27 protein-coding genes and 1 pseudogene are annotated in these 24973 nt (G+C 67.3%); 18 read left to right on the plus strand and 10 right to left on the minus strand.

Features of this window, described 5'->3' with window-relative positions; genetic code table 11:
* Nucleotides 1-31: 31 nt before the first annotated feature.
* Nucleotides 32-922, minus strand: a complete 891-nt coding sequence (locus DBR10_RS13885; RefSeq protein ID WP_108504517.1) for a branched-chain amino acid aminotransferase — start codon at nt 920-922, stop codon at nt 32-34.
* Nucleotides 923-1002: 80 nt separating this feature from the next.
* On the opposite strand from DBR10_RS13885, the gene DBR10_RS13890 reads away from it, so the two are divergent.
* The 3 genes from DBR10_RS13890 to DBR10_RS13900 all read left to right on the plus strand — a co-directional run bounded on the left by DBR10_RS13890 (nt 1003) and on the right by DBR10_RS13900 (nt 3685).
* Nucleotides 1003-1509: a MarR family winged helix-turn-helix transcriptional regulator gene (locus DBR10_RS13890; protein ID WP_108556433.1), complete on the plus strand. Its 507-nt coding sequence runs from the start codon at nt 1003-1005 to the stop codon at nt 1507-1509.
* Nucleotides 1506-2207 (plus strand): response regulator, encoded by a 702-nt coding sequence (locus DBR10_RS13895; protein WP_108504516.1) that lies wholly within the window; start codon nt 1506-1508, stop codon nt 2205-2207. The genes DBR10_RS13890 and DBR10_RS13895 overlap by 4 nt, the downstream gene beginning before the upstream one ends.
* Before the next feature lie 137 nt (nt 2208-2344).
* Nucleotides 2345-3685, plus strand: coding sequence for an ATP-binding protein (locus DBR10_RS13900; protein ID WP_108504515.1), 1341 nt, complete (start codon nt 2345-2347; stop codon nt 3683-3685).
* A gap of 118 nt (nt 3686-3803) precedes the next feature.
* On the opposite strand, the gene DBR10_RS13905 is transcribed toward DBR10_RS13900, so the two are convergent.
* The 4 genes from DBR10_RS13905 to DBR10_RS13920 form a co-directional block, all read right to left on the minus strand.
* Nucleotides 3804-4346 (minus strand): TetR family transcriptional regulator, encoded by a 543-nt coding sequence (locus tag DBR10_RS13905; protein ID WP_108504514.1) that lies wholly within the window; start codon nt 4344-4346, stop codon nt 3804-3806.
* Nucleotides 4347-4531: 185 nt separating this feature from the next.
* Nucleotides 4532-5314: a pyrroline-5-carboxylate reductase gene (gene proC / locus DBR10_RS13910; protein WP_108504513.1), complete on the minus strand. Its 783-nt coding sequence runs from the start codon at nt 5312-5314 to the stop codon at nt 4532-4534.
* A gap of 127 nt (nt 5315-5441) precedes the next feature.
* Nucleotides 5442-5948 carry a YbjN domain-containing protein gene (locus DBR10_RS13915; protein WP_108504512.1) on the minus strand — a complete coding sequence of 169 codons (507 nt, stop codon included), beginning with the start codon at nt 5946-5948 and terminating at the stop codon, nt 5442-5444.
* Nucleotides 5949-6079: 131 nt separating this feature from the next.
* Nucleotides 6080-6337 carry an accessory factor UbiK family protein gene (locus tag DBR10_RS13920; RefSeq protein WP_108504511.1) on the minus strand — a complete coding sequence of 86 codons (258 nt, stop codon included), beginning with the start codon at nt 6335-6337 and terminating at the stop codon, nt 6080-6082.
* Between the two features lie 115 nt (nt 6338-6452).
* Between DBR10_RS13920 and lgt the strand changes: the two genes are divergently transcribed.
* The 9 genes from lgt (at nt 6453) to pth (ending at nt 14480) form a co-directional block, all read left to right on the plus strand.
* The gene (gene lgt / locus DBR10_RS13925; RefSeq protein ID WP_108504510.1) at nt 6453-7349 is read left to right on the plus strand and encodes a prolipoprotein diacylglyceryl transferase; all 897 of its coding nucleotides are present in this window, start codon (nt 6453-6455) and stop codon (nt 7347-7349) included.
* Nucleotides 7336-8529 (plus strand): class I SAM-dependent methyltransferase, encoded by a 1194-nt coding sequence (locus DBR10_RS13930; protein ID WP_108556434.1) that lies wholly within the window; start codon nt 7336-7338, stop codon nt 8527-8529. Before lgt ends, DBR10_RS13930 begins: the two co-directional genes overlap by 14 nt.
* Nucleotides 8526-9311, plus strand: a complete 786-nt coding sequence (gene pgeF / locus DBR10_RS13935; protein WP_108504127.1) for a peptidoglycan editing factor PgeF — start codon at nt 8526-8528, stop codon at nt 9309-9311. The genes DBR10_RS13930 and pgeF overlap by 4 nt, the downstream gene beginning before the upstream one ends.
* A 3-nt stretch (nt 9312-9314) precedes the next feature.
* The gene (locus DBR10_RS18925; protein WP_108490599.1) at nt 9315-9581 is read left to right on the plus strand and encodes a hypothetical protein; all 267 of its coding nucleotides are present in this window, start codon (nt 9315-9317) and stop codon (nt 9579-9581) included.
* 204 nt (nt 9582-9785) lie between these two features.
* Entirely contained in the window at nt 9786-10724 is a 939-nt protein-coding gene (locus tag DBR10_RS13940) for a ribose-phosphate pyrophosphokinase (RefSeq protein WP_108504128.1), read from the plus strand.
* Nucleotides 10725-10942: 218 nt separating this feature from the next.
* On the plus strand, nt 10943-11773 hold the full coding sequence (locus DBR10_RS13945; protein WP_108504129.1) for a hypothetical protein: 831 nt from the start codon (nt 10943-10945) through the stop codon (nt 11771-11773).
* A gap of 170 nt (nt 11774-11943) precedes the next feature.
* A complete protein-coding gene (locus DBR10_RS13950; RefSeq protein ID WP_108556435.1) occupies nt 11944-13026 on the plus strand; it encodes a hypothetical protein in 1083 nt (360 codons plus the stop codon).
* Between the two features lie 143 nt (nt 13027-13169).
* The gene (locus tag DBR10_RS13955) at nt 13170-13763 is read left to right on the plus strand and encodes a 50S ribosomal protein L25/general stress protein Ctc (protein ID WP_108504690.1); all 594 of its coding nucleotides are present in this window, start codon (nt 13170-13172) and stop codon (nt 13761-13763) included.
* A gap of 102 nt (nt 13764-13865) precedes the next feature.
* Nucleotides 13866-14480 carry an aminoacyl-tRNA hydrolase gene (gene pth, locus DBR10_RS13960; protein ID WP_108556436.1) on the plus strand — a complete coding sequence of 205 codons (615 nt, stop codon included), beginning with the start codon at nt 13866-13868 and terminating at the stop codon, nt 14478-14480.
* Here pth and DBR10_RS13965 read toward each other — a convergent pair.
* Nucleotides 14477-15088, minus strand: coding sequence for a TetR/AcrR family transcriptional regulator (locus DBR10_RS13965; protein WP_108503788.1), 612 nt, complete (start codon nt 15086-15088; stop codon nt 14477-14479). The two genes, pth and DBR10_RS13965, sit on opposite strands and share 4 nt — an antisense overlap.
* Before the next feature lie 116 nt (nt 15089-15204).
* Between DBR10_RS13965 and DBR10_RS13970 the strand changes: the two genes are divergently transcribed.
* Entirely contained in the window at nt 15205-16527 is a 1323-nt protein-coding gene (locus DBR10_RS13970) for an oxygenase MpaB family protein (RefSeq protein WP_108503787.1), read from the plus strand.
* 5 nt (nt 16528-16532) lie between these two features.
* Here the strand turns inward: DBR10_RS13970 and DBR10_RS13975 are convergent, their stop codons facing one another.
* Nucleotides 16533-18386, minus strand: a complete 1854-nt coding sequence (locus tag DBR10_RS13975) for a glycoside hydrolase family 2 protein (protein ID WP_108556437.1) — start codon at nt 18384-18386, stop codon at nt 16533-16535.
* An 82-nt stretch (nt 18387-18468) separates the two neighbouring features.
* Entirely contained in the window at nt 18469-19299 is an 831-nt protein-coding gene (locus DBR10_RS13980) for a pirin family protein (protein ID WP_108490595.1), read from the minus strand.
* A 120-nt stretch (nt 19300-19419) separates the two neighbouring features.
* Here DBR10_RS13980 and ychF point away from each other — a divergent pair, with 120 nt between their 5' ends.
* The 5 genes from ychF to DBR10_RS14005 all read left to right on the plus strand — a co-directional run bounded on the left by ychF (nt 19420) and on the right by DBR10_RS14005 (nt 23792).
* Complete coding sequence (gene ychF / locus DBR10_RS13985; RefSeq protein ID WP_108506288.1) at nt 19420-20520, plus strand: redox-regulated ATPase YchF; 1101 nt, start codon at nt 19420-19422, stop codon at nt 20518-20520.
* 120 nt (nt 20521-20640) lie between these two features.
* Nucleotides 20641-21333 (plus strand): hypothetical protein, encoded by a 693-nt coding sequence (locus DBR10_RS13990; protein ID WP_108556438.1) that lies wholly within the window; start codon nt 20641-20643, stop codon nt 21331-21333.
* A gap of 218 nt (nt 21334-21551) precedes the next feature.
* Nucleotides 21552-22232: a dienelactone hydrolase family protein gene (locus tag DBR10_RS13995; protein ID WP_108490617.1), complete on the plus strand. Its 681-nt coding sequence runs from the start codon at nt 21552-21554 to the stop codon at nt 22230-22232.
* Nucleotides 22232-22909, plus strand: a complete 678-nt coding sequence (locus DBR10_RS14000) for a dienelactone hydrolase family protein (RefSeq protein WP_108506287.1) — start codon at nt 22232-22234, stop codon at nt 22907-22909. Before DBR10_RS13995 ends, DBR10_RS14000 begins: the two co-directional genes overlap by 1 nt.
* Before the next feature lie 121 nt (nt 22910-23030).
* Nucleotides 23031-23792, plus strand: coding sequence for a hypothetical protein (locus DBR10_RS14005; protein ID WP_108506291.1), 762 nt, complete (start codon nt 23031-23033; stop codon nt 23790-23792).
* Nucleotides 23793-23868: 76 nt separating this feature from the next.
* Here the strand turns inward: DBR10_RS14005 and DBR10_RS14010 are convergent, their stop codons facing one another.
* Both DBR10_RS14010 and DBR10_RS20110 read right to left on the minus strand, forming a co-directional pair.
* Entirely contained in the window at nt 23869-24723 is an 855-nt protein-coding gene (locus tag DBR10_RS14010) for a cytochrome c1 (RefSeq protein WP_108506286.1), read from the minus strand.
* A gap of 5 nt (nt 24724-24728) precedes the next feature.
* Nucleotides 24729-24973 (minus strand): annotated as a pseudogene (locus tag DBR10_RS20110) (cytochrome b/b6); the annotation flags it as partial.

The following is a 24973-nucleotide window of genomic DNA, read 5'->3' on the forward strand; positions in this document are numbered from 1 at the left end:
CGGCCTGAATTCGAGCCTCAACGGACTGGCCTCAGGCGGTCGCGAGGCTTTCGCCGCGCACCAGGCGCGCATAGTCGTTCATCAGCGACAGCGAGATGTCTGCCGGCGTGAAGCGGAATTCCCCGACTTCCGACACCGGCGTAACCTCGGCAGCGGTGCCGACGATGAAGCACTCGGTGAAATCGGCCAGCTCTTCCTTCTGGATGTGGCGCTCGATCACGGTCAGACCCTTGTCGCGGGCGATCTGGATCACGGTGCGACGGGTAATGCCGTTCAGGAAGCAGTCGGGGTCGGGCGTGTGGATCACGCCGTCCTTGACGAAGAAGACATTGGCTCCCGTGGCCTCAGCCACATAGCCTCGATAGTCCAGCATCATCGCATCGGCATAACCGTCCTTTTCGGCGGCGTGCTTGGAGATGGTGCAGATCATGTAGAGGCCGGCCGCCTTGGCCGCGACCGGCGCGGTCTTCGGATCCGGACGCTGGTACTTGGCCCAGGTCAGGCGAATGCCCTTGGCCTTGGTCGCCGGATCGAAATAGCTGGGCCATTCCCAGACGGCGATGGCCACGTGGATCTTGGAGTGCTGGGCCGAAACGCCGATCATCTCGCTGCCGCGCCAGGCGATCGGCCGGACATAGCAGTCGTCGAGATTGTTCTTGGCGGCGGTCGCCTTGCAGGCCTCGTCGATCTGCTCCACCGTATAGGGGATCGCAAAATCGAGGATTTCGGCGGACTTGAACAGGCGCTCGGTATGCTCGGTGAGCTTGAAGATCTCGCCCCCGTACATGCGTTCGCCCTCGAACACAGACGAGGCGTAGTGCAGACCGTGGGTCAATACGTGCACCTTCGCATCCCGCCATGGAACGAACTGGCCATCCAGCCAGATCCATCCGTCGCGATCATCGAAGGGAACGAGAGACATCGGTCCAAGACCTCCTTATTTGAGACGGGGTTCTTAGACCCCCCGAGGCTGCGAACGTCAAACAAAATGGACTTCAGGCGATGATAGCGACGCTGCAGCCAGACAATGCCGATCCCCGGCTGATCCTGCGCGACGAGGAACTGGACAGTGGCCTGGAACTGATCCTGCTGGCCGAAGCCGCCCTCTGGGCTGCGGTGGACGCGACCCTGGAAGCCGAGCCGCTGGGCCTCGGGCGCTCGCACTGGCGGGCGGCTTTCCTGCTGCGTCGCCGCCCGGGGCTGGGCGTCCAGGATCTTTCGAAACTGACCAGCCTGTCCAAACAGGCCGCCAGCCGCACCCTGACCGACCTGACCCGGGCCGGACTCGTCGAGCGTGGCTCGGGCGATCTGGACGGTCGCCGCAAGCCGGCCGTCCTGACCGCCGAGGGCCTGGCCTTCGAGGCCCGCACGGCCGAGCGTCTGCGCGCCCTGCTCGCCCGGGCCTATCGCACCGGCGGGCTTGACGGCGTGGCGGGTGCCCGGCGCATCCTGGCGGCGCTCGCCGGGCCCCGACAGGGCGTCGGCCCCGCCCGGAGGGAGGTCGCATGAGCCCCGACGAACGCCGCGAGCGCCACCTGCTGGTGGTCGATGACGACGACCGCATCCGCAAGCTGCTCAAGGAATTCCTCGTCCGGGCCGGCTTCAGGGTCAGCACCGCGAAGGACGCGGCCAGTGCCGACCGCCTGTGCGAGGCCCTCGACTTCGACCTCATGGTGCTGGACGTCATGATGCCGGGCGAGGACGGCTTTTCCTTCACGCGGCGCCTGCGGGCCAGAACGGGGGAAACCGGCAAGACACCGATCCTCATGCTGACCGCCCGTGACCAGACCCAGGATCGCATCGAGGGCCTGAGTCTTGGCGTAGACGACTATCTGGGCAAACCCTTCGAACCGCAGGAACTGCTGCTGCGCATCGAAGCCATCCTGCGGCGCAGCCAGGCCCGGCCGGTGGGGCCGCGCGAGCTGGTTCTGGGCCGCTGTGCCTTCGAGCCCGAACGCGGGGAACTGACCCGGGATGGCGAACCGATCCGGCTGACCGAAGCCGAGGTGGCCCTGATGCGCCGCCTCGCGCGGGCCGCCCACGAGCCGGTCGACCGCCTGGAACTGGCCCGGGATACGGCCGATGCCACGGGTCGCGCGGTGGACGTCCAGGTCACCCGGCTGCGCCGCAAGATCGAACCGGATCCCAAGAACCCGCGCTACCTGCAGACGGTTCGCGGGATCGGCTACCGGCTGGTGCCGGATTGATGGTTTCGCCGTCACAGATCCTCCCCCTGAAGGGGGAGGTGTCCGCGAAGCGGACGGAGGGGGAAGTCGGCCGGCGAAGGGGATCACTTCCCCCTCCGGTCCTTCGGACCACCTCCCCCTATGGGGGGAGGATCTAGATGCGCCTGCGCGCCAGGCTCTATGTCCCCCGCGTGATCAAGCGCCTGCTGCCGACCTCGCTGTTCGGACGCTCGCTGCTGATCATCGTCCTGCCGGTGGCGGTCATGCAGATCGCCGTGACCTGGGCCTTTTTCGACGCCCACTGGCAGACGGTGAACAGCAAGCTGTCCGAAGGCCTGGCCGGGGACGTAGCCTGGGCCGTGGCCAGCTATCAGGATGATCCGAGCCCGCCCGCCGTCGCCAAGCTGGCCAAGCGCGCCGAGGAGTCGCTGTCGCTGTCGATCGCCTTCCAGAAGGGCAAGAAGTTGCCGACCGGTCGACGCCCCTCGCTGCTACCCTCTCTGGATCGCTCGCTGCAGGAGGCCCTGTCCGATCGGCTGGATGCCCCCTTCTGGTTCGATACCACCCGCTACACCGCCTATATCGACGTCCGGGTGCAGGTCGAGGGCGGGGTTCTGCAGATCTATGCCCTTCGCGACCGGGCCTTTGCGACCCAGGGCCATATCTTCATCCTGTGGATGGTGGTGGCGACCCTGCTGCTGACCGGTGTGGCCATCCTGTTCATTCGCAACCAGGTCCGGGCCATCGAACGGCTGGCCGAAGCGGCCGACGCCTTCGGACGCGGCGGCGAGGTCGACTTCAAGCCTCACGGCGCCCGCGAGGTCCGCCAGGCTGCCCTGGCCTTCCTGGCCATGAAGGCTCGTATCCAGCGGCATATCGAGCAGCGCACCGCCCTGCTCGCCAGCGTCAGCCATGACCTGCGCACGCCCCTGACCCGGCTGAAGCTGGAAATGGCCCTGTCCGAGCCCAGCGAACAGCTGGAGGCCATGAAAGGCGATCTCTCGGAAATGGAGCACATGATCGATGAGTATCTGGCCTTTGCCCGCGGCGAGGGCGGGGAGACGGCCGTCGAGACCGACCTGTCGGAGCTGATCGGGAGCATCGTCGCCGACGCGGTCCGCGCTGGCGCGGTGGTCGATGCCGAGATCACGAACGGCCTCACCGCCCTGCTGCGCCCCAACGCTTTCAAGCGCGCCCTGGCCAATCTGGTCGACAATGCCGCCGCCCATGGCGACCACATTCGGGTCAGCGCTGCGCCGCGCCTCACCGGCGGCATCGAGATCCTCGTCGATGACGACGGTCCAGGCATTCCCGAGGATCGCTATGAGGACGCCTTCAAGCCGTTCAACCGGCTGGATGAGTCGCGCAACCAGAATGAGAAGGGCGTCGGCCTGGGCCTGGCCATCGCCCGCGACATGGCCCGCGGCCTGGGCGGCGACCTGCTGCTCGCGCGCTCGCCGATGGGCGGCCTGCGGGCGATGATGCGGTTGCCGGGGTAGGGACTACTCGCCCCCACCTGACCGCTTAGCGGTCGTCCGCCCCCAGAGGGTGGGGCGGATGAATTCATCTTCCCCCTCCGGGGGAAGAGGGTCGCGATGCGACCCGTAAGGGGCAAGCCTAGAACCCCGCCCCGATCTTCGAGAGCTGCTCGGCCATCTGCTTCAGGCGCTTGTCGAGCTCGGCCATCGTCCGGTTCAGCGCCCCTTCGTCATCACGCCAGACCTGGATGGTGCGGGCCCAGACCGCCGTCATGGCCGCCAGCCGTACCGGCGTCGCCTCGACACCCCCGGCTTCGAGGATGGCGCGGGCGGTTTTCGGGAACCGCAGCGCTGAAACGACCACGCCTTCAGAGTGTCCAATGGCGATCAGGGCAAAACGATGCGGTTCCATGGCCTCCAGCCGGGCCATGGCGGCATCGAACAGCCGGTCATGGGTCGAGGCGGCATCGGCCGACACGGTGCCCAGTGCCGCACGGTCAAACCGGGTCGACAGGTGGGCCAGCACGCCACCCTTGCCCGAGGCCAGGGCGTAGAGCTCGGCGAAAGGCAGCTCGGCCTTCAGGGCGATGTCTCGCAGGGTGATGTCGTGCCAGGGGCGGTCGGCCGCCAGGGCCAGGGCGGCAGCGGCGGCGCGGTCAAGGGTGTCTTCGGCTGCGGTCATGAGGACTCAGATGGCGCTTGATGAGCCTGCTGGCAAGGCTGGGTGCCTGATGTGAGAAATCCTCCCCCTGAAGGGGGAGGTGGTCGCGAAGCGACCGGTGGGGGCTGTATCGCGAAGAGACGGCAGATCGCTTCCCTCTCCGTCGGCTGCGCCGACACCTCTCCCTTCAGGGAGAGGATTCTAGTCTAGCCGCCCAGTTCCACCGACCGCGCCACCGCCGCCGCCAGCGCCCGGGGCAAAAGATCGCCAAAACCGCCCTCGCCCATCAGCACGGCCAGCGCCGCCGCCGTGGTGCCGCCGGGCGAGGTGACCTGCTTGCGCAGTTCGGACGGCTCCTCGCCGCCGGCCTCCATCAGGGCTGCGGCGCCGATGATGGTGGCGCGGGCCAGTCTGGCCGAGTCGGCCGGATCGAGACCCAGACCCGCGCCTGCCGCCTCCAGCGCCTCGACGAAGGCGTAGAGGTAGGCCGGGGCCGAGCCCGAGACGGCCGTGGCGGCGTGCATCAGCTCTTCGCTCTCAAGGTCGACCACCGTGGCGACGGGGGCGAACATGGCGTGGGCGGCAGCGCGGGCGGCGGGATCGACAGCATGGACGCTGGCCGTGCCCCGACCGATGGCCACGGCCGTGGTCGGCATCACCCGGGCCACGGCACGGCCGCCGAACGCTTCGGAGATATCGGCAGCACACACCCCGGCGGCGATGGAAACGATCACCGCGTCAGGGGCGAGATGCGGGACCACGTCCCGGATCGCCTCGCGCCAGATCTGCGGCTTGACGGCCAGCAGGACGGTCTTCGCGGCGGACAGGGCTTCGAGTGGCGGATTGACCAGGGCCCCTGCGAAGGCCGCGGCCTCGATGTTCGGATCCCGGATGATCAGGTCAGCGGCACTGAATGCACCGGCCTCGCGCCAGCCCTGGATCAGCGCGCCGCCCATGCGGCCGGCGCCGAGGAGAAGGATGGGGGTCATGCAAAACTCCTAGCTGTCATCCCGGACGGCCTGAAAGGCCGATCCGGGACCGCCGGAAGCGCAGCGCCTGTCGCGGTCCCGGCTCTTCAGCCCGCGATGCGGGCTTTCGGCCGGGATGACAAGCTGATTATGCCTGTCCGACCGTCTCGAACATGCAGGCGGCCATGGCCTGGTCCGGGGTCTTGGCCCCCTGGAGCAGGAAGTCAAAGGCCGGATAGAAGCGGTCGGCGGCTTCGACGGCGGCGTCGATCATCGAGGCGGCCTGGGCCATGGTCGGGCGCTCGCCCGACGGCAGGGCCAGGGCATGGCGGAACACGACCTCGCCATCCTCGGTCCAGACCTCGAAATGGCCCAGCCAGACGCGCTGGTTGATCATGGCCAGCAGCTCATAGGCGCTGGCGCGCTTGGTCTTGGGCGCACGCAGGTCGAGCGACAGGCACAGTTGCAGGCAGTCGGCCTCGGGCCGCCAGGCGAACCACAGCTCGTAGTCCTTCCAGTCGCCGGTCAGCGCGAAGGCCAGGTCACCGTCTTCGGTGCGGTCGAAGGTCAGGTTTTCGGCCGACAGGACGTGCTCGACCACTTCGAGAGGGTCCATAGCCATCAGGACGTCGTCGTCTTCCGGTTGGGTGTCCATGGGAATCCTGCGCGTCCCGTGAGCGAGGGTGGGCGTGAGACCCACCGTGAATCGCTCACGCCAGACGGAGTCTAAGCTGCTTCGGAGCCGTCGTCACAGCCCCTTCACGTCGAGGGCGAACGGACGGTCGCCTATTCGCCTGTATCGACGGCCTTTTTGGCGGCGGGCGTTTTTTTCGCCTTCAGGGCGGCAACCTCATCCCGCAGCGCCGCGACCTCGGCCTTCAGGGCTTCGAAATCGTCGCGACGGATCAGGTCGAATTCGGCGGCAAACCGGTCAGCCTGGGCGCGCATGGCCGTCTTGGCTTCCTCGCCCGCCGTCTGGGCGATGCCCATGGCCGCCTGGGTCAGCTTGGCGAATTCGTCGAGGAAAGGGTTCTGGCTGTGCATGGCGGATCCGGTGTGCGGAACGGGAGACTCCACCCTTATATGGGATCGAGGGGATGAAAGCGAAGAGGAAGCGCGTTATGGCTGCGACAACCCATCGCCAAGGGAGCGCGCCGGCGTGATCTTTCCCGATATCGACCCCGTCGTTCACCTCGGCCCGATCGCGCTCCAGATCGGTCCGCTGGCGATCCGCTGGTACGCCCTGGCCTATGTGGCGGGCATCCTGCTGGGCTGGCGCTATGCGGTGCGGCTGGTGAACAACACACCCCTGTGGGGTTCGCGCGGCCCGATCGCGACGCCCCTGCAGATCGATGACCTGGTGCTGTGGATCACCCTGGGCATCATCCTGGGCGGCCGGCTCGGCTACATCCTGTTCTACATGCTGATCAATCCGGACCAGCGCGCCGGCCTGATGCAGCACCCGCTGGAGGCCTTCAAGATCTGGCAGGGCGGCATGTCGTTCCACGGCGGCTTCATGGGCGTGTGCGTCGCGGTGGCGCTGTTTGCCCGCCAGCAGAAGATCGACGTCCTGCGGCTGGGCGACCTGATCGCCCCGGTCGCGCCGATCGGCCTGTTCTTTGGTCGGGTGGCCAACTTCATCAATGGCGAGCTGTGGGGCCGGGTCACCGACCACCCGTTCGGCATAATCTTCTGCAACCGGACGATCCAGGACGCCAATAGCGGCCGTTGTCCCGCTGGTCCCGACCCGCGGCATCCCAGCCAGCTCTATGAGGCGGCACTCGAGGGGGCCGCCCTGTTCGGGATCCTGTGGCTGGCCTCGCACAGGCTGAAGTGGCTGCAACGACGCGGGGCCCTGACCGGGACCTTCCTCGTTGGCTACGGCCTGTTCCGCGCGGCCCTGGAGAACGTGCGTAATCCCGATGCCGGCATGCCCGCCTTTCCGTTCGGCCTGACCATGGGGATGATCCTGTCGACCCCGATGTTCCTGGTCGGCGTCTGGCTGCTGTGGAAGGCCCTGCGCGAACCGGTCACCGAGGCCCATGAGCCTGCTTGATCGCCTGAAGGCGCAGATCGCCCAGGACGGGCCGATCAGCGTCGCTGAGTACTTCACCCGCTGCCTGCACGACCCGCGCGACGGATATTACGCCATCCGACCAGGACTGGGAGCCGGCGGCGATTTCATCACCGCGCCTCTGGTCAGCCAGATGTTCGGCGAACTGATCGGCCTGTGGGCCGTGGAAACCTGGATCCGCATGGGCCGGCCTGCGCCGTTCCGGCTGATCGAGATGGGTCCGGGCGATGGAACCCTGATCAGCGACCTGCTGCGCGCGGCGCGACTGTCGCCGGACTTCATGGCCGCCGCTGATCTTTGGCTGGTCGAGGTCTCTCCGCCGTTGCGCGCGCTCCAGGCCCAGCGCCTGACCGGCGCCGCGCCGCAATGGGCTGATCGCCTGGACGCCGTGCCCGGCGGCGCGCCGATGATCCTGGTTGCCAACGAGGTGCTCGACTGCCTGCCCGCGCGCCAGTTCGTCCGCACCGATACGGGCTGGGCCGAGCGGGTGATCGGGCTGGATCAGGCGGGTGGCCTGGCGTTTGGGCTGCGTGGACTCAATCCTCCCCCCAGAGGGGGAGGTGTCCGCGCAGCGGACGGAGGGGGAAGTCAGGTGCCAGTGGGGATCACTTCCCCCTCCGGCCCGGAGCCTGTCCTCGGGCGCGCGCTTCGCGCGACCCGGGGGGGGCACCTCCCCCTCTGGGGGGAGGACCTTATGCCCGGCACTGTGCTCGAATCCTCCCCTGCCCAGCAGGCCCTCGCCGCCGAGATCGGTCACCGCGTTGCGACGGACGGCGGCGCGGCGCTGCTGATCGACTACGGCCACGATACGCCGGGTCTAGGCGACACACTCCAGGCCCTCCAGGGGCACCGGAAGGTCGATCCGCTGGAAAGCCCCGGCCAGGCCGACCTGACCGTCTGGGCCGATTTCCCCGCCGTGCTGGAGGCGGCCCGTGCGGCCGGCGCGCGAACCGGACCGATTCTGGGCCAGGCCGCCTTCCTGGCCGGGCTGGGAATCGAGGCGCGTGCCGAGGCCCTGGCCGCCGCCCGGCCGGAGCGCGCCGACCAGATCGCACGGCAGCTTGATCGCCTGACCGGACAGGCGCAGATGGGGCAACTCTTCAAGGTCGTCTGCCTCAGCGCGCCCGGCCTTTCGCCCCCCCTCTTCGAGGACGCGATATGACCAAGATCGATCTGCCGACCATCCAGTCGCCGCTGCTGGCCGCCGTACCTGGCATCCGCCATGCCTTCTTCACGCGTCAGGGCGGGGTCTCGACCGGGATCTATGACAGCCTGAATGTCGGGCGCGGCAGCAAGGACGATCCGGCCGACGTGATCGAGAACCGCTCGCGCGCCGCGCGCTGGTTCGGGGTCGCGCCGGAAGACCTCAACACCTGTTTCCAGATCCACTCGACCATCGCGATCACGGCGGACGGCTCCTGGGGCGACGTCCGTCCCGAGGGCGACGCGGTGGTGACCAAGACGCCCGGCGTGGTCTGCGGGGCCCTGTCGGCCGACTGCGCGCCGGTACTGATTGTCGATCCCGAAGCCCGAATCGTCGCCTCGGCCCACGCCGGCTGGCGCGGGGCCCTGGACGGGGTTGTGCAGGCCGCCGTCGACGCCATGGTCGCGCTGGGCGGCGATCCGGCCCGGATGGTCGCCGCAGTTGGTCCGTGTATCGGCCCTGAGTCCTACGAGGTGGGGCTGGAGTTCCTGCACCGCTTCGAGGCCGATTGCCCCGGCTCCGGCCACTTCTTCCGGCGCGGCGCCAGCAACGACAAGCGGCTGTTTGATTTGCCCGCCTTCGTACTGGACCGCCTGCGCACCGCCGGCATCGAGCAGCGCGAATGGGTGGGCCACGACACCCGCACCGAGGAGGCCCTGTTCTTCTCCAACCGTCGCGCCTTCCTGAACGGCGAGGGCGACTATGGCCGCCTGCTGTCGGCGATCGCGCTAGAGGGGTGAGCTATGAAATTGCAGACCGCACTTTCAGCGTTTGCTTTTGCGATCTGCGTTGCAGCTTCAATTATCAATACACGAGCAGGCTATACTGCCTTCGGCATATTTCAGTTCATTTGTGGATGCGTGGTCGTTTACCGACAGGAACTTGGGGTAGGCGTAGAGGGTAAACCGCCAACCTTTTACGTCAGGGGCTTGCTGGCCATCTTGCTCGGCATAGGAGCAATGATCCTCGGTGTGTTTCTGATACTCTGGCCGCACCTGCTCAGAAGCTGACGGAAACGCTGCTTCGAGCCTCGCCGACCATGCTCCAGTGCCCAGCAAACCGTCACGGTTCGGCCCTCGGAACCCGTCGCTGATCGCCAGACCCGAAAGCCACAAAGCGTCGCAGATCCGTCATACCGGCCGTTAAGGTCTTGCTCACGGGCCGATGACTGCTAGAAGCCCCGCAACCCGACACCCCCTGCTCCGAGCGCCCCCATGAAGCTGCTGTCCGGCAACTCGAACCGTCCGCTGTCCCAGTCGATCGCCGAGTATCTCGACATGCCGCTGACCCGCGCCCAGGTGCGCCGGTTCGCCGACCTCGAGGTTTTTGTCACGATTGACGAAAATGTGCGGGGCGAGGACGTCTTCGTCATCCAGTCGACCAGCTATCCGGCCAACGACAACCTGATGGAGCTCTTGATCTGCATCGACGCCCTGAAGCGCGCGTCGGGCAAGCGGATCACCGCTGTTCTCCCCTATTTCGGCTATGCCCGCCAGGACCGGAAGACCGGCGGCCGCACGCCGATCTCGGCCAAGCTGGTCGCCAACCTGATCACCCGCTCGGGCGCCGACCGGGTCCTGACCATGGACCTGCACGCCGGCCAGATTCAGGGCTTCTTCGACATCCCGACCGACAACCTGCTGCCCTCGCGCCTGCTGGCCGAGGACATCCGCCGCACCTACAAGGTCGGCGAAGACCTGATGATCGTCTCGCCGGACGTCGGCGGCGTGGTGCGGGCCCGCGCCCTGGCCAAGCGCCTCGGCGACGCTGACCTGGCGATTGTCGACAAGCGCCGCTCGGGTCCGGGCCAGTCCGAAGTGATGAACATCATCGGCGATGTGTCGGGCCGCCGCTGCATCCTGTTCGATGACATCGCCGACTCGGCCGGGACCCTCTGCAACGCGGCCGCGGCCCTGATCGCCAACGGCGCGACCTCGGTCAGCGCCTACGTCACGCACGGCGTTCTGTCGGGTGCCGCCGCTGATCGCGTGGCCAATTCGGTGCTGACCGAACTGGTCGTCACAGACTCGATCGAAGCCTCCGACACCACCAAGGCCTGCGCCAAGATCCGCTATGTCTCGTGCGCACCGCTGATCGGCGAGGCCATCCGCCGGATCGCCAACGAGGAATCGGTCTCCAAGCTGTTCGACTAGGGTTCGGATAGCGGACATCCGTCCTTTGGGCTTCTGTTCGCGGATGGCTTCTTAACCCACCCTGCGCTAGCGTTTCGGACGTCCCTTTCGGGGACCGCGCTTGGGGAAGCGATGTGCGGGGCAAAGGTTTCAAAAGGCTAGGCTGGGTCGTTCTGGCGCTGATCGCAGGATCTGCGGGCGCTGACGAGCCCTTTCGCCCCACGCTCCCGGATCCTCTGATGGCAGAGGCGGCCGCATTCCGCAGCTATATGGCCGAGGCCCAGACCATCCCCACCACCTTCAAGAGTGGCGCGGAAATCGAAAAGGCGCTCGAAGTCGCCGGTGGCTATCACCACGAACAACTGATGCGCGGTGCGGTCGTCGCCGGGGCCGTAGCCGCCCTCGGCGAGCCGACCTTCGTCGAGGCCCTGAGGGCCATCCCCGACGACCGCAAGGCCATGCTGGCCGACATGATCGCGCGCAATCCCTGGATGGTGATCAGCCTGGCCGGGGCCCCGGCGGCCGCGGCGCGGGTCGAGGATGCCGTCGGGGGGCCGGCCGCGCGCCTCGCCGCCAACGGCGCGGCCGTCAAGCAGTTCGCCTACGACATGCAGAAGCAGGCCTGGTCCAAGGAAGTCTCGCCGCATCACGCCGACATCCTGAAGACCGCCCGGACCCTGTCGGAAACGTCCCGCAAGGCCACGCCCGAAGAGATCGCGACCTTTCGCACGCTCCTGGAAACACCGGCCGCAGCTCCGGCCTCACCCGCAGCCGGACTCCAGGCCTATTCGCGGCTGACCCTGAGGGCTCTTGCCGTTGCGGCCATGACCGCACTGGGCCAGTCCCGGGAGGAAAATCTGGCCCTGCTGACCTATGCCATGGCCGAGCCGGACAGTGACCAGTGCCTGCGGATGGCCAAGCTGAACCTGTTTCAATGCCTCGCCGTGGCCGGCCCGCGCTATGAAGACGTCTTCTGTCTGGGGCAGCACCTGGTGATCGACACCGGACAGTGTGTGGCCAAGGAATTCGGTCGTTCGACAGCCGCACCCCCGGCGGCTGCGACACACTGACCCGGCCCCGGTCGGCTAGAGGCAGCGTCATGGCCAAGCTCGTAAACGAGCGGTTAACAGGCTAGTGGTCACAATCCTGCCAGGCGTCGCCGTTAGCGATGGCCTCACCACCCCAACTGGATAGTCGACGGATGCTTACTTTTCCGCGCGCGCGACGAGCGCCGCAGGCCATGTTTCAGGGCCGCACCGTTGGCCTGATGCTGGCCGTGGCCCTGGCCTCGACCCTTTCCGGTTGCGAAACCCCGCCGGCCCCGCCGCCGCCGCCGCCCGTCGTGGTCGCGCCGCCTCCGCCGCCGCCGATCACGCTTTCGAACGTCCTCGTCGAACGGGCCAGCGCGTTTCGCGGCTACATGGCCCGGGCGGGTAGCATTCAGCCGACCTTCGAAAACGGCGAGCAGATCCAGTCGTCGCTGAAGCTGGCCGTGGCCTATGAGCCCAGGCAGCTGCTGCAAGGGGCCACGGCCTATGCAGCGGTGATCGCCCTGCAGGACCCGACCTTCGTTGGGGACGTGCGTAGTTTTGCCGTCGATCCCGCCCAGCGCCAGCAACTGATCAATGCCCTGATCGCCGACCCGAACTATGCGGTGGGCTTCAAGGGGTCGGACACCGCCGCCGGTCTGATCATCGATACGCTGGGATCCGAAGGCCTGCGGGTTTTCACCACGGGCAAGGCCGTCAAACAGGCCGCCTACGATGTCCAGCGCTCCTCGTGGTCCAAGGCCGTCGTGGCCGATCGCGACGGCCGCCTGGCCTTCGCCAAGACCCAGTCTATGATCCCGGCCCTGGGCGAAACGGCCGACATCGCCCTGCTGCAGCAGGCCTCAATCGGGGCCCAGCCGCTGGGTCTGACGCCCCGCGCCGCGCCGGGACCCTATCAGCCGCTGGTCGTGCGCGGCCTGGCCGTCGCGGCACTGGCCGCGCTCGGCGCAGCGGGCGATGCGAACCTGGCGACGGTCGAGGCCGTAATGGCCGAGCCGGCCTCGACCTCGTGCCTGAGCATGGCCAAGCTGAACCTTTACCAGTGCCTGGCCGTGGCCAAGCCGCACTATGAGGACGTGTTCTGCCTGGGCCAGCACGTGCTGATGGATACCGGTCAGTGCGTGATCAAGGCCGCCGGGGCTCCCATGCCCGTGGAACCGCCGCCCCCGCCGCATGCCGTCGCCGAAAAGCGATCGATCACCACCGGCGGCGCAGGCCGCAACTCCAAAAAGGCCAAGGCCGCCGCTGCCCGCAAGGCTCCGGTCCGCAAGTAACGTCCCGCAGACGGGGCGGCGATTGCATCTGACGCCCCTTCCGTGTATGGACCGCCCCTTCCAAAACGTCGTCCGAGCGGGGCAATCCGGTCCTGTGCGGCGATCTCCCTTTGGAGAGCAAGGGCTCTCCGGAAAGAACCATCATGGCCGAGATCATTCTCAACGTTGAAATCCGTGAACGCGCCGGCACCGGCGGCGCTCGCGAAACCCGCCGCGCCGGCAAGGTCCCCGGCGTCCTGTACGGCGGCGGCAAGGCTCCCGTGAACATCGCGGTCAAGAGCAACGAATTCCGCAAGGCGCTCTATACCGGCAAGCTGCTGGGCCACCTGGTCACGCTGCAGTACGGCGAAGAGAAGCAGTCGGTCATCGCCAAGGCCATCCAGTTCCACGCCGTCACCGACGAGCCGGTCCACTTCGACCTGTACCGCGTTGACGAGAACCAGCTGATCAAGATCGAAGTTCCGGTTCACTTCAAGAACCAGGAAACCTCGGTTGGCCTGAAGAAGGGCGGCACGCTGGAAATCATCCGTCACACCGTCGAGCTGGCCTGCCCCGCCGACAAGATTCCCGAAGAACTGGTCATCGATCTGGCCGGCCACGACATCGGCGACGTCATCCGCATCTCGGAAGTGAAGCTGCCGGAAGGCGTGCGTCCGGCCGTTGACCGCGACTTCGTGATCGCCAACGTCAAGGCCTCGGCTGCTTCGCAATCGAACGAAGGCGACACCACGGCCTAATCGGCCGGGTCGGCTCACCGATCTGCTAACGAGACGGGCGGACTTTCGGGTCCGCCCGTTTTCGTTTGGGAAGACCCTCCGCGACATCTTCAGGACCACGCCATGCTGATCCTCGCCGGCTTCGGCAATCCCGAGGCCAAGTACGAGAAGAACCGCCACAATGTCGGGTTCATGGCCATGGATGCCATCGCCCGCAAATGGTCGACCGGCCCGTGGCGCGCCCGCTTCCAGGGCCTGGCCTGCGAGGGTCAGGTGAGCACCGCCGGCGGGGCGGTGAAGCTGCTGCTGCTGAAGCCCAAGACCTATTACAACGAGAGCGGCCGCGCCGTGGGCGAGGCGATGAAGTTCTTCAAGCTGACGCCCGCCGACGTCATCGTGTTCCACGACGAGATCGACCTCGCACCCGGCCGCTTCCGGATGAAGTCCGGCGGCGGCGCGGCCGGCAATAACGGCATCCGCTCGGTGACCAGCCAGATCGGTGACACCTTCCGGCGCGGCCGGATCGGCGTGGGCCATCCGGGCGACAAGTCCATGGTGATGCCCTACGTGCTGGGCGACTTCCACAAGATCGAGCACCAGTGGCTCGACCCGATGCTGGACGCCATCACCGACGCCCTGCCCTTCGCGGCCGCCGGCGACGACGAGCGCTATCAGGCCGAGGTCCTGCGCCTCGCCCCCGCGCCCAAGGCCGACCCGCGCAGGAAGACGGAAGACTAGAGCCCGGTCCGCGACGAGCGGGCGATGAGTGCCGACAGATAGCTCTCCATCAGCAGGACCAGTTCGTCTTCAAGCACCGCCGGCGACAGGCCAAGACCCGGCGCGGCCGCCGCCGCGCTGAGCAGACCCGCCACCGCGTGGGTCAGGACGAACAGCGACTCCGGCGAAAGCGTCAGATTGAGCCGGGCCCGGCCGTCGATATCGGCCAGAAAGGCCAGGTGATGATGCAGCATCCCCTGGTCCGCGCCCTGGGCCTGCAGCGCGTCGAGCAGGACCCTGCGGGTCTGCGGCGATCCTTCGAACGCGGCCATCAGGGACCGGACGATCGGCCGGACGCTGCCCAGCTGCGGAGCCTCGATCACAGTGCGGGCGATCTGCTTGCGCGCCGCCTCGGCCCGTCGCTGGGCCATGGCCGCCAGGATCTCGGCCTTGCCGCCGAAGTACTGGTAGAGGGTCCCGATACTGACCCCGGCCCGCTGAGCGATGTGATTGGTGGTCAGGGCGGCCACGCCTTCCCGCTCCAGAAGTTGAAAGGTCGCGTCGAAGATGGCCTCAACGGTCGCTTCGGCCCGGGCCTGGCTTGGGTGTCGTCGCGTCTTTTCAGGCACTTGCGCCCTCCGGCCCGCCTCGCAGGCCCCGGCGACCAAGGCGAGTAGAAACATGAGCAATGCTTACATAAGCTCATGCAAAGGGCCATAGAGCCCACCGTTTGTGGAGCTGACCGATGACCACGCTTGCAGAGGTTCGCGCCCGGGTCGCCGCGCAGAAGACCGATCTGCCGGGGCTCTATGGCGATATCGACTTCGAGGCCCCGCCCGAGCGCTTCACCGACGATCCGGCCGCCAGCGTGGCCCCCAGGTCCATTGCCGGGGCCGAACCGACCCCGCATCACTTCGCGCTGGTGCGCGCCTATGCCATGCTGGGCGACCGGGTCGCCGATGCCTATGCCAGCCTGATGCCGCAGTTTGGCTTCCGTCCCCTGATTGCGATGCTGACCCGGGCCTGTGATCAGGGCCTGGAGGCCGTTCCGGATGCGCCGCCGGAGCTCGTGGCCTTTATCCGCGACCTGGAACACATCCCGGAGTGGCTCGACATGGACCTCGTCCGCGAAGGCATGCGCCTGGACCGCAATGCCGCCGCCAACCTGTCGCCCTTCGCCATTCGGGGGGCCTTTGTCGCCACCTTCATGAACAAGTATGCGGCCCTGCCCATGGCCCTGACCGGCACCCTCGGCAACGAAAGCGCCGCCCGGCGCGTGAACGAGACCGCCAGCTTCTTCACGACCACCCTGCTGCCCGGCGCGCTCGAGCGGCATGGTCCGGGCTTCAAGGCCGCCGCCATGGTCAGGCTGATGCACTCGATGGTGCGCTTCAACGCCCTGCGCCGGACGGGAGCCTGGGACTCGCAGGTCTATGGCGTGCCGATCCCGCAGGTCGACCAGATGCCGGCCGGGCTGATCCCGATCTTCCTGCTCAGCTACAAGCTCCTCCGGAAGGGCCGGACGACCTTCACCCGCGAGGAGCGGGCCAAGGTCGAGCTCGCCCGCTATCGCTGCGTCCTGCTGGGCCTGCCGGAAGACCTGCTGGCCGACAATCCGGTCGGGATCGTCCAGGCCATGACCGCCCGCAACCAGACCCTGCGCAAGGGCTTTGACGACGCCACCTGCGGGGCCCTGGTCCGGGCCACCCTGGCCGCCTATCTGCCGCCCGATACCTCCTGGCGCAACCAGCTGTTCAACACGGTCGAGCGTGGCTTCTCGAAGGTGTTTTTCCTGCGCCAGTTCATGGGCGGCGACCGGGTGGCGGCGGCGCGTATGGGCGTGACCGTGACGCCTGCCGACTGGGCCCTGTTTGCCCTGGTGGCCCTGATCGTCACCACCCGCATGGCGGCCTACGGCCTCGCCCTGAAGATTCCGGGGGTCAGGGATCTGGCCGACCGCGGTCTCGTGAACCAGCTTCGCCGCCACCTGGCGCGCTATGGCCATGCCGAGTTCACCACAGACGCAGCCCAGTACCGGCCGACCGTACCGACCGCAGCGGCGGCCTGAGCGGCCTATCGCCCCCTGGCTTTCAGCTCGCGATAGTACCGGGCCAGCACCTCGAAGGCCGGCTTGCGGCGTCCGGTCGGCGAGACCAGACCCTTGCGGTTCCAGCCCTGCTGGTAGACCGGATGCTGCCGGCGGGGAGAGCGGAAGTCCTTCAGGATCCAGGGCGACAGGCCACGGACGGAGGGAGCCTTGGCGGCCATCTCCAGGGTTTTCTCGTAGTATTTTTCCTGGAAGGTCTCGCTGAACTTGCGCATCAGGCCGGGGTCATCGAACCCGGCGAGGGCGTCGGCCCCGAACTCGGAGAAGATCAGCGGCTTGTCGGTCTTCTTCCAGCTGATGGCCGGGACAGCGTCCAGCGGATCGTTGCCATACCAGCCATTATAGGTGTTGACCGCGAGCACATCGAGCCTGTCGGCCAGGGGGTCGGCGAGGCTCATCTCGGGATGGCCGTCGACGGTCTTGCGTTCCGACAGCAGGGCAGCGGTGACCAGTCGGGTATCGTCGAGCGCCTTCACGTCATCGACCAGCTGAGACAGGAAGGCGTTGCGGGGCTCGCCTACCGGGGTCTCGTTGGCCACGCTCCACAGGGCGATGGAGGCGCGGTTGCGGTCGCGGCGGATATTGTCAGCGAGCATCCCCCGGGCCAGGGCCAGGGTGCGAGGGCTCTTGAAGTCGACGAGCCAGTAGACCGGGATCTCGCTCCAGACCAGCAGGCCCATCTCGTCGGCCAGGCGGGTGGTGATCTCGCTGTGGGGATAGTGGGCCAGACGCACGAAATTGGCGTTCAGGCCGTCGCGAGCCTCGGTCAGCAGGGCGCGGGCGCCGGCCTCGGTGATCGTTCGGGCCGGGTTCTCGCCAAACTCCTCCTCGTGCAGGCAGATGCCGCGCAGGAAGACGGGCTTGCCGTTCAGAAGGATCTCGCCGCCCCGGACCTCGAGGGTGCGAAAGCCGACCCGGTCGGTCAGGCGGTCCTCACCGGCCTCGACCACCACATCGTAGAGTTTCGGCTGCTCGGGCGACCATCGCACCAGCCCCTTGGGGGCCGCGGCCGAGAGCTGGGCCACGCCGTCGGCGCCGGCCTTGCCGCTCATCACCAGATCAAGGCCCGGGACACGGACCCGCACCTCACGGCCCGCAGCTTCCGCCCCGTCCAGGGTGACGGTGGCGGCCAGGCTTCCATCCTTCGAGAGTCGCACCCAGGCCTCGTCGACGAAGGTTGTCGGGGTGATGACCAGCCGCATGGGCCGGGTGATGCCGCCATAGTTTTCCCAGTCGGTAACCGGCGGCGGCACGCCATCGGCCAGGGGGGTGGAATCGACGCCCACAGTGACCTGGTTGCTGCCGGATTTCAGCAGGTCGGTGACCTCCAGCGAGAAGGGCGTGAATCCGCCCTCGTGTTCACCGGCGGCCTTGCCGTTGACGAACACCCGGGCGGTATAGTTCACCGCCTCGAAGCGCAGAAAAGCCCGCTGGCCCGGCTTCAGGGCCGCGTCGAAGCGGCGCTGGTACCACATCAGGCCCTGATAGTGGCGCAGGGCCGGGTCATGAGCCAGCCAGGCCTGGGGCAGGGTCGCGGCGGGCGAGCGCTCCATGTCATACTCGTAGAGCGCATTGGGGCGGGCCCGCGTCACCGCATCGACACTGGTGTCGTCGAAACGCCGATGGCCTTCGCCGGCCGGCTCCCGATGGAACCCCGCCAGACCGTCGCGATAGGGGTCGATGGAGTAGGTCCAGCGCCCCGAAAGGTCCTGGCCGGCCCGCAGGTCGGCGCGGGTCAGGGTTGGGGTTGACGCGATCGCTGCCAGAGGCACGGTGATCGCCCATGCGCACGCCAGGAGCGCCGCCAGTCGCCAGACCATCCCGTTTCCTCCTGGCCCTTCAAGTGGCCTTACCACTTTGAAGCATAGGTCAGATATCAACGTCCAGTGGGACCCGGGGTGTTCAGAACCGCCCGCTCTGGAAGTCGTTGAACGCCTGCACGATTTCATCGCGGGAGTTCATCACGAACGGACCGTGCCAGAACACCGGCTCGCCGATCGGACGACCGGCCAGCAGCAGGACCCGCGCGTCGGTGACGGCCTCGACCAGCACCCGCTCACCAGCCCCGAGGAAGACGCCGGACAGGGCGTCAATCCTGCCTCCGGCCACGCGAACCTGACCCTCATAGACGGCCAGCATGGCATTGCGGTCCGAGCCGACCGGTTCCTCGAACCGGGTCCCGGCCGGCAGAACCACGTCGAAATAGAGCGCATCGACGGCTCCGCCGCCGATCGGACCGACCGTGCCACCATCAGTGACGCCCGAGATGACCTTGACCGAAACGCCGCCCTCGCGGGCCTCGACCGGAATGGCGTCGCTTTCGAACTCGCTATAGCCCGGCGCGCTCATCTTCAGTTTTGCCGGCAGATTGACCCACAGCTGGAAGCCGCGCATGCGCCCCTCGGACTGCTCGGGCATCTCGGAATGGACGATGCCCCGGCCTGCCCGCATCCACTGGATGCCGCCGGGGCCGATCACGCCCTCGCGCCCGGTATTGTCGCGGTGCCGCATCCGGCCTTCCAGCATGTAGGTCACGGTCTCGAAGCCGCGATGCGGATGGTCGGGAAAGCCGCCCATATAGTCAGACGCCTGGTCGTTGTCGAAACAGTCCAGCATCAGGAACGGATCGAACATCTGGGCTTCCGCCGTGCCCAGCATGCGGGTCAGGCGCACACCGTCACCGTCCGAGGCCGGGACGCCCTTCACGATCTTCACAACGGGTCGAAGGCTCATGTCGCCGCTCCTTGTTCGCGAACAATATCGGCAGCGGTTACAGTTGGTTCAAGCCCCCGCCCCTTCGCGTTCGCTGCAGATCCGTGCTAGGTCGCGGCCAACGAAATTCACGAGAGTTCCATGGCCCTTAAAGTCGCCATCGTCGGCCTGCCCAATGTCGGCAAGTCCACCCTGTTCAACGCCCTGACCCAGACGGCGTCGGCCCAGGCCGCCAACTATCCGTTCTGCACGATCGAGCCCAATACCGGCGAAGTCGCCGTGCCCGAGCCGCGTCTCGACGCCTTGGCCAGGATCGCCGGCTCCAAGGAAATCATCCCGGCCCGCATCACCTTCGTCGATATCGCCGGCCTGGTGCGCGGCGCGTCCAAGGGCGAAGGCCTGGGCAACCAGTTCCTGGCCAATATCCGCGACTGTGACGCCGTGGCCTTCGTAGCCCGCTGCTTCGAAGACGGCGACATCGTCCACGTCGAAGGCCGCATCGACCCGATCAGCGATCTCGAGATCATCGAGATGGAACTGATGCTGGCCGACCTGGAAAGCCTGGAAAAGCGGGTTCCGGCCCTGGAAAAACGCGCCAAGGTCGGCGCCGACAAGGACAGCGCCAACACCCTGCGCCTGGCCAATATCGCCCTGGCCCTGCTGCGCGAAGGCCGCCCGGCCCGCGCCGCCAAGATCGACGCCGACGACGAAAAAGCCTGGCACATGCTGCAGTTGCTGACCTCGCTGCCGGCCCTCTATGTCTGCAATGTCGATGAAGGCAGCGCCGACAAGGGCAACAAATACAGCGACCTGGTCGCCGAGCGCGCCGCCAAGGACAACGCCAAGAGCGTAGTCATCTCGGCCCAGATCGAGAGCGAGATCGCCCTGCTGGACGCCGAGGAGCGCACCGAGTTCCTCGAAACCCTGGGTCTGGAAGAGCCGGGCCTGAACCGCCTGATCCGCGAAGCCTACAAGCTGCTGGACCTGCAGACCTATTTCACGGTCGGCCCCAAGGAAGCCCGCGCCTGGACCATCCATGTCGGCGACACTGGCCCGCAGGCGGCCGGCGTCATCCACACCGACTTCGAGAAGGGCTATATCCGCGCCGAAACCATCGCCTTCGACGACTTCGTCAAGCTCGGCGGCGAGAACGGAGCCAAGGAAGCCGGCAAGATGCGGGCCGAAGGCAAGGACTATGTCGTCAAGGACGGCGACGTGATGCACTTCCGCTTCAACGTCTAGGCCTTCCCGGCGAGGGACACCCGGGGTTGCATCCTTGCCGTTCCGGCGCAAGGATCGGCCTCGCTGTCCGGAGCGCCTCGTGGCCTGGACACGTGTCACATCCGGATCGGGACCACGGTCATGAAGCTCTTTGGACTATCGCTCTTCCTGGCCGCTAGTCTCGCCGGAGCGGCCATGGCGCAGGCCCCCGGCCTGCCTACCGGCTCGAACTACACCCAGCGTGAGTTCACCGATCCCAACTTCGCCAACAAGCTCAACGGGGCCGATGCGGCCGGCAAGAGCATCCGGCCGTCAGCCAATCCCCTGCAGCAGAAAGAGGCCGGTGAACTGGCGGCTGAGGCCGGGATTGCCTGCACGCTGACGGACGCCGGCGTGATCATGAACGCCAACCGGGCCGGCGTTCGCACGGTCAGCTACGAGATCGCCTGCAAGAACGACTTCGGCTGGATCGTGACCAAGACCGACAAAGCCATCACCGCCTATGACTGCCTGGCCCTGCTGACCTCGGCGCGGGCCGTCAAGGGGCGGGGCCCCAAACTGACGACCTGCCGGCTGGCTGCCAATATCGGCTCTGTCGCCGGGCTCGACGCTCTGACCCAGAAGGCGGGCCTGTCGTGCAAGCCATCGGACGGGATCTATCTGGGCGGCGGCGGCGATCCGGCGATTTCACGATACGAGGTCGCTTGCGAATATGGCGGCGGTTACATCATTGATGCGCCCCAGCCCCGGTCCAAGGCCAAGCTGCAAACCCTCAGCTGTTCCGAAGCCAAGGCGGCAGGCCTGAGCTGCAGCCTGAAATCCGGCAAGGGCTGAGCGCGGAAGGGTCCGTCCACTCGCCTCGGTACACTCGGTTGGGGATGGGGCGTCGGTGAGGATCGTGGCGTGAGCCGGGATCTCAAGCGTCATCGGTAGCCACGCTGAGGCAAGCCATCCGCGCCGCCGCTCCGCAACTCTTCGCGCCCGACATCCATGAGGCTTGACCGGTTCGCCGGGAAGGCGTTTCGATCCGCGCGACCTCACAGGAGCCCGCCATGACCGACACGCTCACCCTGACCGCCGGCCATGACGGCTTTGCCTTTGACGCCCTGCACGCCCCGCCCGAGGGGCCGCGCCGGGGCGGGGTGATCGTGGTGCAGGAGATCTTCGGGCTCGACCGCTATGTGCACGAAGACGTGGCCCGCTGGGCGGCCCTGGGCTTTGAGGTTCTGGCCCCGGCGATGTTCGACCGCCAGGAAAAGGGCTTCAAGGCCGAGCATGACCCGGCCGGGTTCGAGACCGGGGTGAAGTACGCCATGGCCAACGGCCCGGACAACGCCATGGGCGACATCCAGGCCTGTATCGACTTTCTGGCGCCGCGGGGTCCGGTGTTCCTGACGGGCTACTGCTATGGCGGCACCATGGCCTGGCTGGCGGCGTCGCGCTGCCAGGGCCTGTCGGCGGCAGCCAGCTACTACGGCGGCCAGGTCGCCGGCATGGCCAAGTTCAGACTGTCCTGTCCGGTCATCGTGCATCTGGGCCGCAAGGACGCCCATATCCCGGCCGATGCGGTGCAGGCCGCCATTGCCGAGGCCCACCCCGAGGTGCCGGTCCACATCTATGAGGCCAGCGGCCACGGCTTCAACAATGACGGCCGCCCCGACTCTGATCCAGGCGATGCCCGGCTGGCCCGCGAGCGCACCCTGGCCCTGTTCCAGGCCCACGGCGCAGCCTGATGGGCGATAGGATCACCCTGACCACCGAGGCGGGTGAGGCCGTCGCGGCCTATCACGCGCCACAGCAGGATGCCCGTCGGGGCGGCCTTGTCATGCTGCACGCCATCTGGGGCGTGACGCCCCATATCCGGCAGCTGTCCGATAGTCTGGCCGACCAGGGCTATGAGGTCATCGCCCCCAGCCTGCTGGATGATGCAGACACGGCATTTCCGGCTACCGACACGGATCCGTCCATCCTGGATACCCGCATGGCCCTGGGCGAGGCCAGCGGCTGGGGCGTGACCGCCCTGCCCCGCGTTCAGGCAGCCATCGACGCCCTGGAGGGCCCGGTGAATGTCATGGGCTTCTGCTACGGCGGCACGGTGGCCTGGCTGGCCGCGACCCGTTGCAGCGGTCTGAAGGCCGCCTCCTGCTTCTATGGCGGCAACATCATCGACTTTGCCGCAGAGGTCCCGACTGTTCCGACAGCGCTGCACTTCGGCAAGACCGACAGCCTGATCCCGCTGGCGGACGTCGAGGCCATCCGGTCGGCACACCCCGACCTGCCGGTCTTCGTCTATGAGGCCGGCCACGCCTTCGTGGCCCCCAGCGGCCATCATGCCGACAGTGCCCGCCTCGGCCTGTTGCGAACCCTGCAGCTGTTCCACCGGGCCAGCGGCGTCCGGGGCGAGGCCTGAAGGGCCCCGGACGGGCATCTGGCCTGAAACCGGAGACGCGACCGCCCAAATCGTCATCGTCCGGGCAAGGGACAGCGTCGCCATATCGCCCAGGGGGCGAGCCTGGGCTAGGATCATGACCATGGTTCGCTGGTCCCCGCCCCTGCTCGCTACCCTGTCGCTGACGGCGGCTGGTCCCGCATTGGCGGGGGAAACCGCCTGCTGGTTCGAGAACGGAGCCGTCGTCGCCCCGGCGGCCGTCGCCGATATGACCGGCGACTTCGTGATCGACCTGTCCGCGCCCCAGACCCTGCTGCACGACACCAAGGCCCAGACGGGCGGCTATGCCGGAACCCGCCTGACCCTGCCCGTCCGTGTGGCCGGCGAGCGGGTTGAGGCCGTGCCCCTTGAGGTGCGCGACCTCGACTATCGCAGTGCCGGCTTTATCGCGCCCATCATCGGCGTGATCGGAGCCGACATCCTGGATCGCTATGTGGTGGTGATCGACTTCGCGCCGTGCCGCCTGCGGCTGGAGGCTCGGGGCCCGGCGGTGGGTCGCCGCCCGGGGGCTATGGCCGTCACGGTGGTCGGAGGGATCCCGACCGTGCGCGCGACCGCTTCCGACGGCTTTCGCAGTCTCAGCGGGGCCTTCGCGCTCGACACGGCCTCCAACGGTGCCGTGCGAGCCCGTGGGGCACCGGACGGCCCACGTCAGGCTCCTGCGGGGGTGCTGGCCGGCCTGACCCTGAATGGCCGCCTGTACCAGCGCAGTCCGGCGGTTCAGGCCGGTGACCTGCCGCCTGGTGTAGCCGGGGCGGTCGGGGTTGCCGTCCTGTCGGCCTACCAGCTGCGGCTGGACATGAACTCCGGCCAGCTATGGCTGACCCCGCGACCCGCGCCCTGACATCCTCGACCGCGGAGCAAAGAAAAAGGGCCCGGCGTCGCCGCCGGGCCCTGATCTTTTCGCTCTGTCAGAACAGTCAGTGTGACTCGTTCTTCCAGACCTGACGGTAAGCGGCATAGAGCAGGCCGGCGAACATCATCAGATAGAGGATGACGACGAAGCCCATCTTCTTGCGCTCTTCCAGCTTGGGCTCTGCAGCCCACATCAGGAAGGCCGAGACGTCCTGGGCCTGCTGGTCGAGGGTCGACTTGGTGCCGTCGTCAAACGTCACCAGACCCGCCTTCAGCGGGGCCGCCATGGCGATGAAGCCACCGGGCGGCACGTGCTCGTGGCTACCCGACCAGACCGAGGTCAGATCGCCCGCCATGTAGGGGTTGTAGTGCTGGTTGGGACCGACCTTCAGACCGGCCGGCGGCTCGCGATAGCCCGTCAGGATGGCGTGAATATAGTCAGGGCCCTCTTCGCGGGCCTTGGCCAGCAGCGACATGTCCGGCGGCAGGGCACCACCGTTGCCGGCGCGGGCCGCAGCTTCGTTCGGATAAGGAGAAACGAAGCGATCGGCCGCCGTCGCCGGACGCTTGATGACGTCGCCGGTTTCAGAGTCGATATCGGCGACCTCGTAGTCCTTGGCGATCGCCTTGACCCACGGGTTGTCATTCGAGTTCTTGTACTTTGGATCGTAGAACGGGCCGCCCTTGTCGCCGAGGTTCCGGAAGCTGACCAGCTTCATGGAGTGACAGGCCGAGCAGACCTCGCGATAGACCTTGTAGCCGCGTTGCAGCTGGGCCTGGTCGAACTTGCCGAACGGGCCGTTGAACGACCATTCGACTTCCTTCGGCTCAAGCTTCTTGCCGCTGGCCAGGGCGGGACCGGCAAGGCCGGCCGTCATCAGACCCGCGACCGCCGCAAGGATGGTGAGTTTGCGCAGCATCGGGTTCAGCCCTTCTGTTCAGGCGACAGCGCCGGGGACGCGATCGAGTCCGGCACCGGCAGCGGCGTTTCCTTCAGGCCCAGGATCGGAAGGATCACCAGGAAGAAGGCGAAGTAGTAGAGCGCAGCGGTCCGGCTCAGCCACACGAAGCTGTTCAGGTCCGCGTCGATCAGCTTGAACGTGGTCAGGTGCGGGATGACCTGATCGTCCGGCAGCTTGGCGCCGCAGAGGCCAAGGATGCAGCAGGCCA

It is taken from the genome of Caulobacter sp. HMWF025 (genome assembly GCF_003060965.1).
In the GTDB taxonomy this organism is placed as follows: Bacteria; Pseudomonadota; Alphaproteobacteria; order Caulobacterales; family Caulobacteraceae; genus Caulobacter.